The organism is Pseudomonas moraviensis subsp. stanleyae (assembly GCF_036283065.1).
Lineage (GTDB): Bacteria > Pseudomonadota > Gammaproteobacteria > Pseudomonadales > Pseudomonadaceae > Aquipseudomonas > Aquipseudomonas stanleyae.
The window spans coordinates 162668-178415 of the sequence record NZ_JAADJI010000004.1; the positions used below are offsets into that span (position 1 = coordinate 162668).

Annotated in this window: 15 protein-coding genes; 8 read left to right on the forward strand and 7 right to left on the reverse strand. The window is 61.2% G+C overall.

The window, feature by feature from the left end:
* Positions 1 to 64 precede the first annotated feature (64 nt).
* Both GXB78_RS08165 and GXB78_RS08170 read left to right on the forward strand, forming a co-directional pair.
* On the forward strand, positions 65 to 1384 hold the full coding sequence (locus GXB78_RS08165) for an MFS transporter (RefSeq protein ID WP_024014128.1): 1320 nt from the start codon (positions 65 to 67) through the stop codon (positions 1382 to 1384).
* A gap of 217 nt (positions 1385 to 1601) precedes the next feature.
* Positions 1602 to 2231: a flavin reductase family protein gene (locus tag GXB78_RS08170; RefSeq protein ID WP_329515044.1), complete on the forward strand. Its 630-nt coding sequence runs from the start codon at positions 1602 to 1604 to the stop codon at positions 2229 to 2231.
* On the opposite strand, the gene GXB78_RS08175 is transcribed toward GXB78_RS08170, so the two are convergent.
* Both GXB78_RS08175 and GXB78_RS08180 read right to left on the reverse strand, forming a co-directional pair.
* On the reverse strand, positions 2232 to 2474 hold the full coding sequence (locus tag GXB78_RS08175) for a hypothetical protein (protein WP_329515045.1): 243 nt from the start codon (positions 2472 to 2474) through the stop codon (positions 2232 to 2234).
* Between the two features lie 42 nt (positions 2475 to 2516).
* Positions 2517 to 2870: a putative quinol monooxygenase gene (locus GXB78_RS08180; protein WP_329515046.1), complete on the reverse strand. Its 354-nt coding sequence runs from the start codon at positions 2868 to 2870 to the stop codon at positions 2517 to 2519.
* 396 nt (positions 2871 to 3266) lie between these two features.
* Here GXB78_RS08180 and GXB78_RS08185 point away from each other — a divergent pair, with 396 nt between their 5' ends.
* The gene (locus tag GXB78_RS08185; RefSeq protein WP_042607330.1) at positions 3267 to 4196 is read left to right on the forward strand and encodes an AraC family transcriptional regulator; all 930 of its coding nucleotides are present in this window, start codon (positions 3267 to 3269) and stop codon (positions 4194 to 4196) included.
* Positions 4197 to 4391: 195 nt separating this feature from the next.
* Here GXB78_RS08185 and GXB78_RS08190 read toward each other — a convergent pair whose 3' ends face one another.
* Both GXB78_RS08190 and GXB78_RS08195 read right to left on the reverse strand, forming a co-directional pair.
* Positions 4392 to 5840, reverse strand: coding sequence for an aldehyde dehydrogenase family protein (locus GXB78_RS08190; protein WP_329515226.1), 1449 nt, complete (start codon positions 5838 to 5840; stop codon positions 4392 to 4394).
* The gene (locus tag GXB78_RS08195) at positions 5840 to 7477 is read right to left on the reverse strand and encodes a 5-guanidino-2-oxopentanoate decarboxylase (protein ID WP_329515047.1); all 1638 of its coding nucleotides are present in this window, start codon (positions 7475 to 7477) and stop codon (positions 5840 to 5842) included. The genes GXB78_RS08190 and GXB78_RS08195 overlap by 1 nt, the downstream gene beginning before the upstream one ends.
* 219 nt (positions 7478 to 7696) lie before the next feature.
* Between GXB78_RS08195 and GXB78_RS08200 the strand changes: the two genes are divergently transcribed.
* Positions 7697 to 8578: a LysR substrate-binding domain-containing protein gene (locus tag GXB78_RS08200; protein WP_329515048.1), complete on the forward strand. Its 882-nt coding sequence runs from the start codon at positions 7697 to 7699 to the stop codon at positions 8576 to 8578.
* Positions 8579 to 8774: 196 nt separating this feature from the next.
* On the opposite strand, the gene GXB78_RS08205 is transcribed toward GXB78_RS08200, so the two are convergent.
* A complete protein-coding gene (locus GXB78_RS08205) occupies positions 8775 to 9389 on the reverse strand; it encodes an NAD(P)-dependent oxidoreductase (RefSeq protein ID WP_329515049.1) in 615 nt (204 codons plus the stop codon).
* A 45-nt stretch (positions 9390 to 9434) separates the two neighbouring features.
* Positions 9435 to 10313, reverse strand: coding sequence for an MBL fold metallo-hydrolase (locus tag GXB78_RS08210; protein WP_329515050.1), 879 nt, complete (start codon positions 10311 to 10313; stop codon positions 9435 to 9437).
* A gap of 113 nt (positions 10314 to 10426) precedes the next feature.
* Here GXB78_RS08210 and GXB78_RS08215 point away from each other — a divergent pair, with 113 nt between their 5' ends.
* Both GXB78_RS08215 and GXB78_RS08220 read left to right on the forward strand, forming a co-directional pair.
* A complete protein-coding gene (locus tag GXB78_RS08215; protein ID WP_329515051.1) occupies positions 10427 to 11332 on the forward strand; it encodes a LysR family transcriptional regulator in 906 nt (301 codons plus the stop codon).
* 217 nt (positions 11333 to 11549) lie between these two features.
* Positions 11550 to 11726, forward strand: coding sequence for a hypothetical protein (locus tag GXB78_RS08220; protein WP_016773438.1), 177 nt, complete (start codon positions 11550 to 11552; stop codon positions 11724 to 11726).
* Positions 11727 to 11859: 133 nt separating this feature from the next.
* Here GXB78_RS08220 and GXB78_RS08225 read toward each other — a convergent pair whose 3' ends face one another.
* Complete coding sequence (locus tag GXB78_RS08225; protein WP_329515052.1) at positions 11860 to 12750, reverse strand: helix-turn-helix domain-containing protein; 891 nt, start codon at positions 12748 to 12750, stop codon at positions 11860 to 11862.
* Positions 12751 to 12924: 174 nt separating this feature from the next.
* Between GXB78_RS08225 and pobA the strand changes: the two genes are divergently transcribed.
* Together pobA and GXB78_RS08235 are read left to right on the forward strand one after the other, a co-directional pair.
* The gene (pobA, locus tag GXB78_RS08230) at positions 12925 to 14118 is read left to right on the forward strand and encodes a 4-hydroxybenzoate 3-monooxygenase (protein WP_329515053.1); all 1194 of its coding nucleotides are present in this window, start codon (positions 12925 to 12927) and stop codon (positions 14116 to 14118) included.
* A 79-nt stretch (positions 14119 to 14197) separates the two neighbouring features.
* Positions 14198 to 15715, forward strand: coding sequence for an MDR family MFS transporter (locus GXB78_RS08235; RefSeq protein ID WP_329515054.1), 1518 nt, complete (start codon positions 14198 to 14200; stop codon positions 15713 to 15715).
* Positions 15716 to 15748: the final 33 nt, after the last annotated feature.

The window sequence follows — 15748 nt, forward strand, 5'->3', positions numbered from 1 at the left end:
CTATAGCCCCAGCAGGCTGCGTTCCGACGCGCTCCACAAAAACAATTAAATGAAGGATCCTTCAATGGATAACTCCAACGCCCTGCCCCTTGGGTCGGCTGCCGTGCCGGCCAAACCGAGAACCACCGCCAGCCGGATCAAATCGATCTTCAGCGGCTCTGTCGGCAACATGGTCGAGTGGTACGACTGGTATGTGTACGCCGCCTTCTCCCTGTACTTTGCGAAAACCTTTTTCCCCGCCGGCTCCACCACCGCGCAACTGATGAACACTGCTGCGATCTTCGCCGTGGGCTTTTTGATGCGCCCGATCGGTGGCTGGCTGATGGGCATGTACGCCGACAAGGTCGGGCGCAAGAAAGCGCTGATGGCCTCGGTGTACCTGATGTGCTTCGGCTCGCTGCTGATAGCCCTGAGCCCGAACTATGAAACCATCGGCATCGGCGCGCCGATCCTGCTGGTGTTCGCCCGCCTGCTGCAAGGCCTGTCGGTCGGCGGCGAATACGGCACCTCGGCGACTTACCTGTCCGAGATGGCGACCAAAGAGCGTCGCGGCTTCTTCTCCAGCTTCCAGTACGTAACCCTGATCTCCGGCCAGCTCATCGCCCTCGGCGTGCTGATCGTGCTGCAGAACATGCTGACCACCGAACAGCTGTACGCGTGGGGCTGGCGTATCCCGTTCGCCATCGGTGCGCTCTGCGCAGTGGTGGCGCTGTACCTGCGTCGCGGCATGGAAGAAACCGAGTCGTTCACCAAGAAAGAAAAGTCCAAAGAAAGCGCCATGCGCACCTTGATGCGCCATCCCAAAGAGCTGTTGACCGTGGTCGGCCTGACCATGGGCGGCACCCTGGCGTTCTACACCTACACCACCTACATGCAGAAATACCTGGTGAACACGGTCGGCATGAGCATCTCCGACTCGACCACCATTTCCGCCGCCACGCTGTTCCTGTTCATGTGCCTGCAACCGATCATCGGTGGCCTGTCGGACAAGATCGGCCGGCGTCCGATCCTGATCGCCTTCGGCGTGCTCGGTACGATCTTCACCGTGCCGATCCTGATGACCCTGCACACCATCCAGACCTGGTGGGGCGCGTTCTTCCTGATCATGGCGGCGCTGATCATCGTCAGCGGCTACACCTCGATCAACGCGGTGGTCAAAGCCGAATTGTTCCCCACTGAAATCCGCGCCCTGGGCGTTGGCCTGCCGTACGCACTGACCGTATCGATCTTCGGCGGTACCGCCGAATACATCGCGCTGTGGTTCAAGAGCATTGGCATGGAAACCGGTTACTACTGGTATGTCACCGCGTGCATTGCCGTGTCGCTGCTGGTGTACATCACCATGAAAGACACCCAGAAGCATTCCCGGATCGTCACTGACTGATCGCACCGCATCGCTGGCAGGACACAAAATCCGTGTCCTGCCCCGAACCCGTAGGAGCTGCCGAAGGCTGCGATCTTTTGATCTTGATCCTGAAAAAGACAAAATCAACAGATCGCAGCCTTCGGCAGCTCCTACAGAGCCTTGTGTCCGGGTGGAAATATGCGCTGGGGCCTTGCACTATGACTGCATCCGAATGCAGCTCAGGAATCCGCTCCCCATGCCCGATGACATCCACTTCTACGAACCCGCCAACGGCCACGGCCTGCCTCACGATCCGTTCAACGCCATCGTCGGCCCGCGGCCCATCGGCTGGATCTCCTCGCAGGATGCCGAAGGCCGGCTCAATCTCGCGCCGTACAGTTTCTTCAACGCCTTCAACTACGTTCCGCCGATCATTGGTTTTTCCAGCGTCGGGCGCAAAGACAGTCTGAACAACATCGAGCAGACCGGGGAGTTCGTCTGGAACCTCGCCACGCGCCCGTTGGCCGAGCAGATGAACCAGAGCTGCGCGATGGTCGCGCCTGAGGTCAACGAGTTTGAACTGGCGGGGCTGACGACCGTGGCGTCGAAGGTGATTTCGGTACCACGGGTCGCCGAAAGCCCGGTGTCCTTCGAATGCAAGGTCACGCAGATCATTCAGTTGCAGCGCGCCGATGGCGAAACCGTGCCGAGCTGGCTGATGCTCGGTGAGGTAGTGGCCGTGCACATTGCCAAATGGCTGCTCAAGGACGGCATTTACGACACCGCCGCCGCACAACCGATTCTGCGCGGCGGCGGGCCGGCGGATTATTTCCAGCTGGGGCCTGAAGCACTGTTCAAGATGTGGCGCCCGGGGGCGCAGAAATAACTACCAGATCAGCTCGGCGTCATCAGTGACGCCCTTGAGTTTGTCCAGCTCGTTGATGGCCGCATCATCGGCAGCGATGGCGCCGGCAAACACCTGCTCGTTGAGCAATTTGTGAAAGCGCGGTGCGCCGCCATCGACCAGGGCCTTGACCGCGATGGCCGCGTAATAACCCTTGTTGCCGCCCAGCTCGACGGGGACGACTGCGGAAACTGCTTCGAAGCGTTCAAACTCTTTACGTGCCATGTCGCGGATCCTGGCTCAATCAATAAGCCGGACATTAAACCCTCAACCGGCGAGTTTGTGTATCGGCGCCGGGCATTGACCGAGGGCCTGCGCGGCGGAAACGTCCCTGAAGGTGTGAAAGTCGAGGCTATTGACCACGAGGTCCTGGACCAGCTCGGCGAAGACTTCCATCGACGGACTGTTGAAATACGCAGTCATCATCTGCTGGCTGCTCCAGTAACCGCTGACCAGCCACAGGTCGGCGTCGCACTGCGATTGTTGCAACGAGAAACTCAGGCAACCGGGCGCCGCGCGCGAGACCTCGATCAAAGCGCTCAGGCGCACACCGAGTTCCGCCGAACGCCCGGCCTGGGCACGAACGAAGGCCATATGACTGACAGGCATTTGCTTGGACATGATCAACCCTCCATGAAATCGCGTGGCAGCCGGGGGACGGGCTGCGACTGAAGCAAAGATTAAGGGCCGGGGCGGCTGCGCCGTTAGTCGATTCCTGCCTTCGCGTTGCACAATCCTGCGAGACTGCGCAGACGACCTGTAACAACCTGTAAACCCGCGCAACACGTCTGTCATACGCGTTTTGTGTAGGAGCTGCCGAAGGCTGCGATCTTTGGCTTTTGCCTTGAAGATCAACGGATCGCAGCCTTCGGCAGCTTCTATAGAATCGTATGGCGGGAGACCTGCGCGCACCTGCGGGCAGAATCAGGCAAGCATTTGGCAGAATGTGTCTACCGCCGCTGCTTGCACAAACATATGCTCTGCTGCATTCCCCCTCACTTGCCGAGGATGCCGTGCATGACGTCATTCGATCGTTTTCAAGCCGAACCCAGCGCCGACATGGAAAAGCAGCGCGCGGAGCTGGCGGCGATCATCCGCCGCAACACCAGCGATGATGGCAGCTACCAGACCGCCATTGGCTCGCTGGTCATGTCGCGCCACACCAAATCCCATGACTTCGCCCCGGTGCTCGCGCAGCCGGCGCTGTGCATCATGGCGCAGGGCCGCAAAGAGGTGCGCCTGGCTGACGAATTCTTCAATTACGATCCGCTGAATTATCTGGTGGTGTCGGTTTCGATGCCGCTCAGCGGCCGCGTGGTCAATGTTTCGCCGGAAGAACCGATCCTCGCTGTGCGCCTGGATATCGACCCGACCGAAATCACCGCGCTGATCGCCGACGCCGGCCCGATGGGCGTGCCGACGCGCCCGACCGGCCGTGGTCTGTACGTGGAAAAAATCGACAGCGCCATGCTCGACGCGGTGCTGCGTCTGGCGCGGCTGCTCGACGCACCGAAAGACATCGCCATGCTCGCGCCGCTGATTCGCCGAGAGATCCTGTATCGCCTGCTGCGCAGTCCGCAGGGTCATCGTTTGTATGAGATTGCGATTGCCAACAGCCAGAGCCATCGCATCAGCCAGGCCATCAAATGGCTCAACGGCAACTTCGAGCAGCCGCTGCGCATCGATGATCTGGCGCGGGAAGTGAACCTCAGCGTGTCGACGCTGCATCACCGCTTCAAGGCGATGACCGCGATGAGTCCGTTGCAGTATCAGAAGCAGCTGCGCCTGCAAGAGGCGCGGCGCCTGATGTTGACCGAAGGGCTGGAAGCGTCGGCGGCGGGGTATCGCGTGGGTTATGAGAGCCCATCGCAGTTCAGCCGCGAGTACAGCCGCTTGTTTGGCGCACCGCCGTTGCGGGATCTGGCGCGGTTGCGGCTTTCGGTGTGAGGCCTTAGAAGCCCCTCACCCTAGCCCTCTCCCAGAGGGAGAGGGAACCGATTGGGGAATATTGCAGAGGTTCACCGACTTGAACGATTACCTTTGAATCCATAATCGACTCGATTTTTCAGGTCGGCGAACATCGCAAGATACCTCGGTCGGCTCCCTCTCCCTCCGGGAGAGGGCTGGGGTGAGGGTTGGCTTCTACACCGATCGCACGACATGCTTGATTTCCTGAAACACCGCCAACCCCCAAGGCCCCAGCTCACGACCGACACTGCTCTGCTTGTAACCGCCCCATGCCGCCTGCGGGAAGATCACCTGCGGTGCATTGATCCACACCAGCCCTGCCTGCAAGGCATTGGCCACGCGCTCTGCTGCGGTGGCATCGCGTGTCACCACACTCGCCACCAGGCCGAACTGCGTGTCGTTGGCCAAGGCAATCGCTTGCGCTTCGCTGCCGAAACTGCGCACACACACCACTGGGCCGAAAATCTCTTCACGCCATAACGCGCTGTCCAGCGGCACGTCGGTGAACACCGTCGGTTGCAGGAAATAACCGCGCGGCAAATCCGCCGGACGATTGCCACCACAGAGCAAACGCGCCCCCGCACTCAGGCCACGATCAATATGCCCGAGCACCCTTTGGTATTGCGCCTGATTGACCAGTGCGCCCATCTCCACGTCCGGGTCGAACGGATCGGCTACTCGAATCGCCTGGGCGCGTTTTTGCAGACGCTGAAGGAATTCATCCATCAATTGCTCGGCGACCAGCACCCGACTGGTGGCCGAACACATTTGCCCGGCGTTGAAGAACGCACCGCCACACGCCAGTTCCACCGCCAGCTCAAGATCGGCATCCGCCAGCACCAGCAACGACGATTTGCCACCCAGCTCCAGGCTGACTCCCTTCACGGTTTCCGCAGCGCGTTGCATCACTTGCATGCCAACCGCGTTGCTGCCGGTGAAGGATATCTTGGCGATACGTGGATCCGCCGACAACGGCGCGCCCACCGCCAGACCCGTGCCGCAGACCAGATTGAATACGCCGTCGGGCAAACCGGAATCAGCGATGATCGCTGCCAGTTCCAGCTCTGGCAGCGGCGTCACCTCCGAGGGTTTCAGCACCACGCAGCAACCGGCGGCCAGGGCTGGCGCGAGTTTCCATGCGGTGGTGACCATGGGGAAATTCCACGGCACGATCAGCCCGACCACGCCGCACGGCTCACGACGCAGGCGCGCGCTGAAATCCTCGCTGGGCAGCGGCAAGTTGCTGTCCTGCCTGGCGTCGAGGCCTTCGGCGAGTCCGGCGTAATACTCGAACGTGGCGATCACGTCATCGACATCGATCGCCGCTTCGAACTGCGGTTTGCCGTTGTTGCTCGATTGCAGGTTCATCAATTGTTCGCGAGCGTTGCGCACGCCATTGGCAATGTTGCGCAGGATCGCAGCGCGCTCGGCGCCGGTGGTCTGCGACCAGTGTTCGAACGCATCGGTCGCGGCGCTGATCGCTTGGTCGACGGCCTGCTCGTCGCCGCCATTGACCGTGGTCAGCAGCGCTTCGGTAGCGGGGTTGATCACCCGCAGGTGTTCGCGGCCGGAGGACCATTGTCCATTGATGTAGAGGCCATCGAGCGTGGTTGGGAAACTGATCATTGGGCCACCGCCTGGATCCACTGGTTCTGGTCGATTTCAATCAGCGTCGGGCCTTGCCGGTCCGTCGCCTTGCGCAGCGCTGCGCGCAGTTCGTCGATGCTGCTGATGGCTTGCGCAGCGCAACCGAGGCCCTTGGCTACGGCGACAAAATCCGGGGTATAGATGTCCACGCCGACCGATTCGATGGCGCGGTTGACCATGTACTTTTTGATCTCCTCGTAACCCTGGTTATTCCACAGCAGGACGATCACCGGCACCCGCGCTTCGACGGCGCTGGCCAGTTCCGGCAGAGTGAATTGCAAGCCGCCGTCGCCGATCAGGCACACCACGGGCGGACGGGCGCCGTTATCGAGTTGTCTACCGAGCCACGCACCAATCGCCGCCGGCAATGCATAGCCGAGGGTGCCGTAGCCGGTGGATGCGTTGAACCAGCGGCGTGGGCGTTCGGGATTGAAGGTGAGGTTGCCGGTGTACACCGGTTGCGTGGAATCGCCGACGAACACCGCGTCGGGCAATTCGTGCAGTACGGTTTCAAGGAAACGCGTCTGCGCCAGGGTCGGCGCATCCCAGTTCGCGGCCAGCTCATCACGCAAACGCGCAGCCCGAGCCTGACCCCAATCGTTGCGGCGCTCGGCCAGCGGCTTCTGCGTCAGCGTGCTGAGCAATGCCTGCGCGGCGTTGCGCGAATCAGCGACCAGTGCGACGTGCGGCGGGTAGTTGCGCACGGTCTGATCGGCATCAATGTCGATGCGCAGCAGCTTGCCGGGAATCTCGAAGCCGCCGGCGAACGTGACGTCGTAATCGGTCTCGGCCAGCTCGGTGCCGATCGCCAGCACCACGTCGGCTTCGGCAACCAGTGCGCGGGTGGCGACCAGGCTTTGCGTCGAACCGATCAACAGTGGATGGTTTGTCGGCAGCATGCCTTTGGCGTTGATGGTCAGCGCCACCGGAGCGTCGAGCAACTCGGCGATTCGCCTCAGCTCCGGCGCCGCGTCGATAGCACCGCCGCCAGCGAGAATCAGTGGTCGTTGCGCGCTGGCGAGCAGTTCGCTCATGCGATTCACGGCAGTCGGCGCGGCGCCGGCACGGTCGATATTCACCGGCACGCTGGCGAGCAACTCATCGGCCTCCTCCACCAGCACGTCCAACGGAATTTCGATGTGCACCGGCCGTGGTCGCCCGGCCTGGAACAGCGCGAACGCGCGCGCCAGCACAACCGGCAGTTCGGCGGCGGACATCAGCGTATGCGAGAACGCCGCGACGCCGCCGACCAGTGCGCTCTGGTTCGGCAGCTCATGCAACTTGCCGCGGCCACCGCCCAACTGGCTGCGCGATTGCACGCTGGAGATCACCAGCATCGGAATCGAATCGGCGTAAGCCTGGCCCATGGCGGTGGTGATATTGGTCATGCCCGGGCCGGTGATGATAAAGCACACCCCCGGTTTGCCGCTGGTGCGCGCATAGCCGTCGGCCATGAAGCCGGCGCCCTGTTCGTGGCGAGGCGTGACGTGGTTGATGCTTGAACGCGCGAGGCCTCGGTACAGCTCAACGGTGTGCACACCGGGAATGCCGAACACCTGCTCGACCCCGTAATTCTCCAACAGCCTGACCAGTACTTCGCCGCACGTTGCCATGTTGATTGCCCTTTCGTTCACTGAAACTCCCCCTGTGGGAGCGAGCCTGCTCGCGAATAGGCGGCCCAGCCAATATCCATGTCGAACCTTGAACCGTCTTCGCGAGCAGGCTCGCTCCCACAGGGTCGGTGGAGTGCCCATTGGAACGGCGCGCAACTGGCAGCAACAATCGATTAAAAGTCATACTAGCCATGTCCTCACGTCATACCTCGGATCGCCATGAAACGCCTGCCACCCCTGCCCGCTCTGCACACCTTCTGGATCACTGCGCAATGCTGCAATTTCACCCGCGCCGCCGAGCAGCTGCACATCACTCAGGGCGCGGTGAGCCGGCAGATCGCCGGGCTGGAGGAACAGCTCGGTTATCCGCTGTTCATCCGTCTGGCCCGAGGTTTGGCGCTGACGGCCGAAGGCCGCGAATGGCTGCCGCAAGTGGAGAAAGTCTTCGGGTTGATCAGCGATGCAACCGAGCAGATCGGGCTAAGACATCAGACGTTGCAACTCAAGGCCCCGAGCTGCGTGATGCGCTGGCTGCTGCCGCGTCTGCTGCAATGGCAGAAGGAACGCCCGGACGTGCCGGTGAAACTGACGGCCTCGCTGCAGCACGGCGTGGATTTTCAGCGCGAGCAATTCGATGCCGCCGTGATCTACGGCCCGCCTCCGGACAATGCGCCAGGCGCACTGCATTTGTTTGACGAACAGCTGACACCGGTCTGCTCGCCGCAATTGCTCAAAGGCTCGCCCGCGCTGAATTCACCGCAGGATTTGCAGGAACATTTGTTGTTGCATCCGACCCACGACATTCAGGACTGGTCGGTATGGCTCGATGCGGCGGGTTTGCAGCTCAGCAATCTCGGCAGAGGCCAGCATTTCGAAACGCTGGATCAGGCAATGTCGATGGCCTCCCATGGGACAGGGGTGGCCATCGGGGACTGGTCGCTGATTGGTGATGATCTGAACGCCGGGCGGCTGGTGATGCCGTTTGCGTTGAAGGTGAAGACGGGGTTGGCGTATTACGTGGTGGTGCCTGCCACAGCCGAGCCGTCGCCGCAATTGGAAGAGTTGATGCTCTGGCTGGTTGAGCAGGCTCATTTGCGCTGAAGCCTCTCCCCTCACCCTAGCCCTCTCCCCAGGGAGAGGGAACTGATCGGGGGATGCTCAAAAAATTCACCGACCTGGCACAGCCGCGCCGAATCCATAATCGACACAGTCATTCAGGTCGATGCATGACGCAAGACGACTCGGTCGGCTCCCTCTCCCCCCGGGAGAGGGCTGGGGTGAGGGGAAAGGGTTCGACTCAGTAACCGACGGTGTAGCGCTGGCGCGAATGCTTCGGCGTTTCCACTTCATCAATCAGCGCAATCGCGTAATCGGCAAAGGTGATCCAGCTGCGCCCTTCGGCACTGACCAATAGATGATCCTTGCCGACGCGATACTGGCCGCTGCGCTCACCCTCGACAAACTCCGCCGATGGCGACACAAAGGTCCAGTCCAGTTCCTGCTCCTGACGCAGCGCTTCAAGAAACGCCGCCCCGGCACTCGCCTCGGTTTTGTATTCGGCCGGGAAACCGGCGCTGTCGATCACCTGCGTGTCATCCGGCAGCAACAGCGAACCGGCGCCGCCCACCACCAGCAGGCGCTTGACTCCGGCCTGCTTTACCGGCCCGACAATCGCCGAAGCTGGCACGCTGGCGAAGTGGGCTGCGCTGATGACCACGTCGTGACCGGCCACTGCCGCTTGCAGCGCCGCCGAATCCAGCACATCGAGATTCTTGCTGACGACACCCGCGCGTTCGCCGATCTTCGAGGTATCGCGGGCGATGGCGGTGACGCTGTGGCCGCGACGCAGGGCTTCTTCCAGCAGTTGGCTACCGGCACGTCCGGTGGCGCCGATGATTGCGATCTTGCTCATGACATTCTCCAGTTGGCTTGAAAATGCTGCGTGTTCAGGTTCGGCTTACCACTGCATCTCGCCCTTGGCGACTTTCGCGCTGAGTTCCAGCGAGCTTTCCTCGCCGAGTTGCGGGTAGCGTTTTTTCATCGCTGCGATCAGCGCAGCGGAATCCTTGGCCTTGGCGGTTTCGGCATCGAAGGCCTTGATGTAATCGGCGGTGAATATCACGCTGGCCAGCGAGCGGCTGCTGTCAGCCAGATAATGGCCGGGCACCACGGTTTGCGGTTTCAGGCTTTCGATGGTGTGCAAGGTGTGCAGCCAGTCGGCGTGGGATTGCGCGGTCTGGGTGTCGGCCATCCACACATGAATGTTCTCGGCGACCACCACGCCACCGACCACCGCTTTCAGCGATGGAATCCATACGAAGCTGCGATCCGGCTGTTTGCCGTCGAGGCCAATCACCTGCAACTTCTTGCCTTCCAGCGTCAGACTGTCACCTTTGAGCACTTCAGGAACAATGGTTGTCGCCGGCACGTCGGCGCCCATTTTCGGCCCCCAGTAGGCCAGTTTGCCGTCGACAGTGTGCTTGATGTGATCGACGGTCGGCTGCGAGGCCAGCACCTTTGCTTGCGGGAACGCCTTGGTCAGGGTCTCGAGGCCGAAGTAGTAATCCGGATCGCCGTGGCTGATGTAGATGGTGGTCAATTGCTTGCCGCTGGCGCGGATCTTTTCCACCACCTGCTCGGCCTGGGATTTGCCGAATTGCGCGTCGACCAGAATCGCCTCTTTCTCGCCACTGACCAGCACCGAGCTGACCGGGAAGATCGCTTCGCTGCCCGGATTGTAGACATCCAGGCTCAGCTCGGCAGCGGACGCATGGGCGGCAAAGCCGAACAACGCCGAGGCGAGCAGAACGCGTTTGAATTGGGTGAAGCCGATCATCTGTTGCTCCGAATTTCAAATGCCAGACTGGCGATGCAACAGAGCTTAGTTGCCAGACTCAGTACAAAAAATGCGATGCTTGAACATAGTTTGTTTCTGAAAGCGGGCAAATCATGGATCGGCTTCAAGCAATGCGGGTCTTCGTCACGGTGGTGGATCTGGGCAGCCAGTCGGCGGCGGCCGATCACCTCGACCTGTCGCGGCCGGTGGTCTCGCGTTATCTGGCGGAGCTGGAAGACTGGATCGGCGCGCGGCTGATGCACCGCACCACGCGCAAACTGAGCCTGACCGCCGCCGGCAGCGAAATCCTCCCGCGCTGTCGGCAGATGATCGACCTGTCGCACGACATGCAGGCCGCCGTCAGTGAACCCGATGATGCGCCGCGCGGACTGCTGCGGGTCAGCGTCAGCACCTCGTTTGGCCAAGCGCAATTGGCCGATGCGATGGCGGCATACGTCAAGCGTTACCCCGGTGTGAGCATCGATCTGCAGATGCTCGATCGCACGGTGAATCTGGTCGATGAGCGCATCGATCTGGCGATTCGCACCAGCAACGATCTCGATCCCAACCTGATCGCCCGGCGTCTTACCGTGTGTCGTTCGGTGGTCTGCGCGGCGCCGGCTTATCTGCTGGAGCATCCGGCGCCGTTACGGGTCGAGGAGTTGAGCCGACACAATTGCCTGACGCACTCTTACTTCGGCAAGAGTCTGTGGCACTTCGAGGAGGATGGCGAACCGGTATCGGTGCCGGTGCAGGGCAATATCAGCGCCAACGAAGCCAGCACCTTGCTGCGCGCAACCCTGGCCGGCGCGGGCGTGGCGATGCTGCCGACCTATCAGGCCGGGGTGCATATTCACAACGGCGAACTGCTGCGCTTGCTGCCTCATGCCGAGCCTCGGCAGATGAACATCTATGCGGTGTACGCCTCACGCAAACACATGCCCGCGGCACTGCGCAGCATGCTCGATTTTCTCGTTCAGCGTTTCCCGGAGAACCCCGCCTGGGATGTCGGCCTGTAAACCCGATCACTTGTGGGAGCGAGCCTGCTCGCGAAAAGGCCAGTACGTTCAACATTGATGTCGCTTGCGCCACCGCCTTCGCGAGCAGGCTCGCTCCCACAGGGGCATCACTCCGCTGAATGGCCATGTAAATCTTCAAGCGCACTCGCTGGCAAGTGTGCACCGCTGACCTATGCTCAAAGTAATACCGCAAGGTAGACGTTCAGAGGTCTACGCCATGAACATCAAAACAAAAAGATACGCCGCCATCTTCATCACCTGCGCCGCCACGCTGGCGCTGTACGGCACCGCTGCCTGGCGGGTCGAGCAGTTACGCCAGCTGCCGCGCGAGTATGCGAGTTGCAACTATGAGCGGTGCATTCCGCACAATGCCACGCTGAATGCATTGCGCTGACAAGACTGACCTGGAATGCATCCCTTGTGGGAGCGAGCCTGCTCCCGAAAGCGGTGTGCCAGTCAACCAGGATGCTGAATGAAAGGCCGTATTCGCGAGCAGGCTCGCTCCCACAGGAGGTCTTGCGGTGTTTTCAGGATTGCTGCTCGGCCTTCAAGCGGTCGCGGAATGCCTTTGGCGAAATCCCCACCCGGCGGCGGAACAGCCGCGTGAAGTTGGTCGGGTCGGAAAAACCCAACAACTCCGACATCTCGTAAATCGTCATGCTGGTGTAGGTCAGCAGACGCTTGGCTTCGAGCAACTGGCGCTCGTGCATGATCTGCAGCGCCGGTTGCCCGGCCAGTTCACGGCAGGTGCCGTTGAGGTGCGATACGGAAATGCCCAGGCGATGGGCGAGGTCTTCCACTTTAACGTGCTGGCGGTAAGTCTCTTCCACCAACTGAATGAAGCCATTGAGGTATTCGCGCTGACGTTGCGGGCGCTGACTGGCCTTGTGGCGGACGATCGCCTGACGGCTGACCCAGACCATGATCACGCTGACCAGCGAATGCATGAGCATTTCCCGCGCCGGTTGATGGCCGTTGTACTCGGCCTGCAATGCTGAGAACAGGCTGTTGAGGTAATCGCCATCCTTGCCGGCCGGGTAGTTTTCCGCGCGGGCCAGGGCGTGCACCGAATCGCCCAGTTGCGTCTGCAAATGGTTGATCAGTGGCGTCGCCAGGGTGACGATGAAGCCCTCGACGTCCTCGGAAAAGCGAAAGCCGTGCACCGACAGAGGTGGCAGCACTTGTATCGCCGGCGTCTCGAGCTGCGTGCGCTGGCCTTCGATTTCAAGCTCTGCCTGACCTTTGAAAACGAACAGCAGCTGGCACAGATCTGCGTGGCGGTGAGGTTTGATTTCCCATTGATGTTCGCGACTGCGCGAGGAAATGGTTTCACAGTGCAGCAAGTCCGGGGTCGGCCAGTCCAGGCTTTCACCATAGAGCTTGAACACCGGAATCGAAGGCAGGGCAGGCTTGTTCATACTTCAATCCAGGCCTCGGGTTTATGGGCGATAATCGCACCGATTGGCAGAATGTACAGGTATCGGCTCAGTTTTCACCTTCAATTGACAGACCCGCAAGGGAAAAATGCAAGCACTCGATCCATAAATCATTCACCGGCTATTGCTGCGTGAAGCTTGCGAGTCATAAAAACAATGAAAACCCTGAAAACCCAAGTCGCCATTATCGGCGCCGGTCCATCCGGACTGCTCCTCGGCCAGTTGCTGCACAACGCTGGCATCGACACCCTGATCCTCGAACGCCAGACCCCTGACTACATTCTTGGGCGCATCCGTGCCGGTGTGCTTGAACAAGGCATGGTAGAGCTGCTGCGTCAGGCCGGGGTCGGTCAGCGAATGGATGCTGAAGGTCTGGTTCATGGCGGTTTCGATCTGGCACTGGACGGTCGTCAGGTGCACATCGACCTGCACGCGTTGACCGGTGGCAAAACCGTAATGGTCTACGGCCAGACCGAGGTCACCCGCGACCTGATGGCCGCTCGTCGGGAGGCCGGCGCGCCGACTATTTATCAAACGAGCAATGTCGTTCCCCACGGCATGAAAAGCGACGAAGCTTTTGTCGCCTTCGAAAAGGACGGTGAATCGTGGCGCGTCGACTGCGATTACATCGCCGGTTGCGATGGCTTCCACGGCGTCGCGCGGCAGTCGATTCCTGCCGATTGCCTGAAGATCTTCGAGCGGGTTTATCCGTTCGGCTGGCTGGGCATTCTTGCCGACACACCCCCTGTTCACGATGAACTGGTCTACGCCCGTCACGAGCGCGGCTTCGCCCTGTGCAGCATGCGTTCGGCCACGCGCACGCGCTATTACCTGCAAGTGCCGGCGGATGAAAATGTCGATGACTGGAGCGATCAGCGCTTCTGGGATGAGCTGAAAAAACGCCTGCCGGTGGCCCTCGCGGAAAAACTGGTGACCGGCCCTTCGATCGAAAAAAGCATCGCGCCGCTGCGCAGTTTTGTCGTCGAACCGATGCAGTACGGCCGTATGTTCCTGGTCGGCGACGCCGCGCACATCGTCCCGCCCACCGGTGCCAAAGGCTTGAATCTGGCGGCCAGCGATGTCAGCACGCTGTTCAATATTCTGCTCAAGGTTTATCGCGAAGGCCGCACTGATCTGCTGGAAAAGTACTCGGAGATTTGCCTGCGCCGGGTGTGGAAAGCCGAGCGGTTTTCCTGGTGGATGACGTCGATGCTGCATCGCTTCGACGAGCACGATGAATTCAGCCAGCGCATCAGCGCTTCGGAACTGGACTACTTCGTCAGCTCGGAAGCCGGGCAGAAAACCATTGCAGAAAATTACGTCGGGCTCCCGTACGAGGCTATCGAATAGCTTCCTATCGACTTACACTGGCGAGCACCTACCCGCGCGCGATGGCCGCGCGGGTCAATCAATGCCCGCAGGCTCGCCCGTGACCAATCTCAATCACCCTGAAACGCCCAAACCGGCCATTCGCAGCGTGCTGGTCGCCCTGATGATGGCGATTTTTCTCGGTGCGCTGGACCAGACCATCGTCGCCGTGTCGATGCCGGCGATCTCCGCGCAATTCAAGGACGTCAGCCTGCTGGCCTGGGTGATTTCCGGCTACATGGTGGCGATGACCGTAGCGGTGCCGATCTACGGCAAGCTCGGCGATCTGTACGGACGGCGCAAACTGATGCTGTTCGGCATGGGCCTGTTCACCCTCGCCTCGCTGTTCTGCGGCATGGCGCAGAGCATGGAGCAGCTGGTGCTGGCGCGCATTCTTCAGGGCATCGGCGCTGGCGGCATGATCTCGGTGAGTCAGGCGATCATCGGCGACATCGTCCCGCCGCGTGAGCGCGGGCGCTATCAGGGGTACTTCAGCAGCATGTACGCCGTGGCCAGCGTCGCCGGCCCGGTGCTCGGTGGTTACATGACCGAATACCTGTCGTGGCGCTGGGTGTTTCTGATCAACCTGCCGCTGGGCCTCGGCGCGTGGTGGGTGGCGCGGCGCAACCTGCGCGGGTTGCCGATTCCGCAGCGCAAACCGGTGATCGATTATCTCGGCACGGTGCTGATGATCATCGGCCTGACTGCGTTACTGCTCGGCATCACCGAAGTCGGCCAGGGCCATTCATGGCGCAGCAGCGAAGTGCTCGGCCTGCTCGCCTGCGCCGTGATCGTACTGGCGTTGTTCGTCTGGCATGAGCGCCGGGCACGCGAGCCGTTGCTGCCGATGCACCTGTTCGCCAACCGCAATGCCCTGCTGTGCTGGTGCACGATTTTCTTCACCAGTTTCCAGGCCATCTCGCTGATCGTGCTGATGCCGCTGCGCTTTCAAAGCGTCACCGGCGCGGGCGCCGACAGCGCCGCGTTGCACTTGCTGCCATTGGCGATGGGCTTGCCGATCGGCGCCTATTTCGCCGGTCGCCGTACCTCGATTACCGGACGTTACAAACCGCAGATTCTCACCGGGGCGATCCTGATGCCGATCTCGATTCTCGGCATGGCCTTCAGTCCGCCGCAAGCGACGTTGCTCAGCGGGTTGTTCATGTTGCTCAGCGGTATTGCCGGCGGCATGCAGTTCCCGACCTCGCTGGTCGGTACGCAAAACTCAGTGGAACAACGCGACATCGGCGTCGCCACCAGCACCACCAACCTGTTCCGCTCACTGGGCGGTGCGGTGGGCGTGGCGTTGATGTCGGCACTGTTGCTGGCATTGCTGCACGACTCCAGCTTCGCCCACCTGGCGAGCAGTTCGCTGATCAGCGAGGGGCACACGGGCAACGTCCTGCTCGATGGTTTGAACGCAGCACCCGGAGATGCGCAGAACGCCTTGCGCGCGGAACTGCTGGTGACCTTCCGCCACTTGCTCTGGGTCAGCACCGCGGTGTCGCTGCTGGGGCTGGCAGCGGCGATTGCCATGCCGAACAACCTGCTGCGCGGACGCGAACACGGCGTCCGCTGACAGCAAAGATCGCAGCCTTCGGCAGCTCCTACA

What these genes read in the sequence shown, in the direction of transcription:
- GXB78_RS08165 (WP_024014128.1), top strand. Translation starts at nt 65, where the DNA reads ATGGATAACTCCAACGCCCTGCCCCTTGGGTCGGCTGCCGTGCCGGCC.
- GXB78_RS08170 (WP_329515044.1), top strand. Translation starts at nt 1,602, where the DNA reads ATGCCCGATGACATCCACTTCTACGAACCCGCCAACGGCCACGGCCTG.
- GXB78_RS08175 (WP_329515045.1), bottom strand. Translation starts at nt 2,474, where the DNA reads ATGGCACGTAAAGAGTTTGAACGCTTCGAAGCAGTTTCCGCAGTCGTC.
- GXB78_RS08180 (WP_329515046.1), bottom strand. Translation starts at nt 2,870, where the DNA reads ATGTCCAAGCAAATGCCTGTCAGTCATATGGCCTTCGTTCGTGCCCAG.
- GXB78_RS08185 (WP_042607330.1), top strand. Translation starts at nt 3,267, where the DNA reads ATGACGTCATTCGATCGTTTTCAAGCCGAACCCAGCGCCGACATGGAA.
- GXB78_RS08195 (WP_329515047.1), bottom strand. Translation starts at nt 7,477, where the DNA reads ATGGCAACGTGCGGCGAAGTACTGGTCAGGCTGTTGGAGAATTACGGG.
- GXB78_RS08200 (WP_329515048.1), top strand. Translation starts at nt 7,697, where the DNA reads ATGAAACGCCTGCCACCCCTGCCCGCTCTGCACACCTTCTGGATCACT.
- GXB78_RS08205 (WP_329515049.1), bottom strand. Translation starts at nt 9,389, where the DNA reads ATGAGCAAGATCGCAATCATCGGCGCCACCGGACGTGCCGGTAGCCAA.
- GXB78_RS08210 (WP_329515050.1), bottom strand. Translation starts at nt 10,313, where the DNA reads ATGATCGGCTTCACCCAATTCAAACGCGTTCTGCTCGCCTCGGCGTTG.
- GXB78_RS08215 (WP_329515051.1), top strand. Translation starts at nt 10,427, where the DNA reads ATGGATCGGCTTCAAGCAATGCGGGTCTTCGTCACGGTGGTGGATCTG.
- GXB78_RS08220 (WP_016773438.1), top strand. Translation starts at nt 11,550, where the DNA reads ATGAACATCAAAACAAAAAGATACGCCGCCATCTTCATCACCTGCGCC.
- GXB78_RS08225 (WP_329515052.1), bottom strand. Translation starts at nt 12,750, where the DNA reads ATGAACAAGCCTGCCCTGCCTTCGATTCCGGTGTTCAAGCTCTATGGT.
- pobA (WP_329515053.1), top strand. Translation starts at nt 12,925, where the DNA reads ATGAAAACCCTGAAAACCCAAGTCGCCATTATCGGCGCCGGTCCATCC.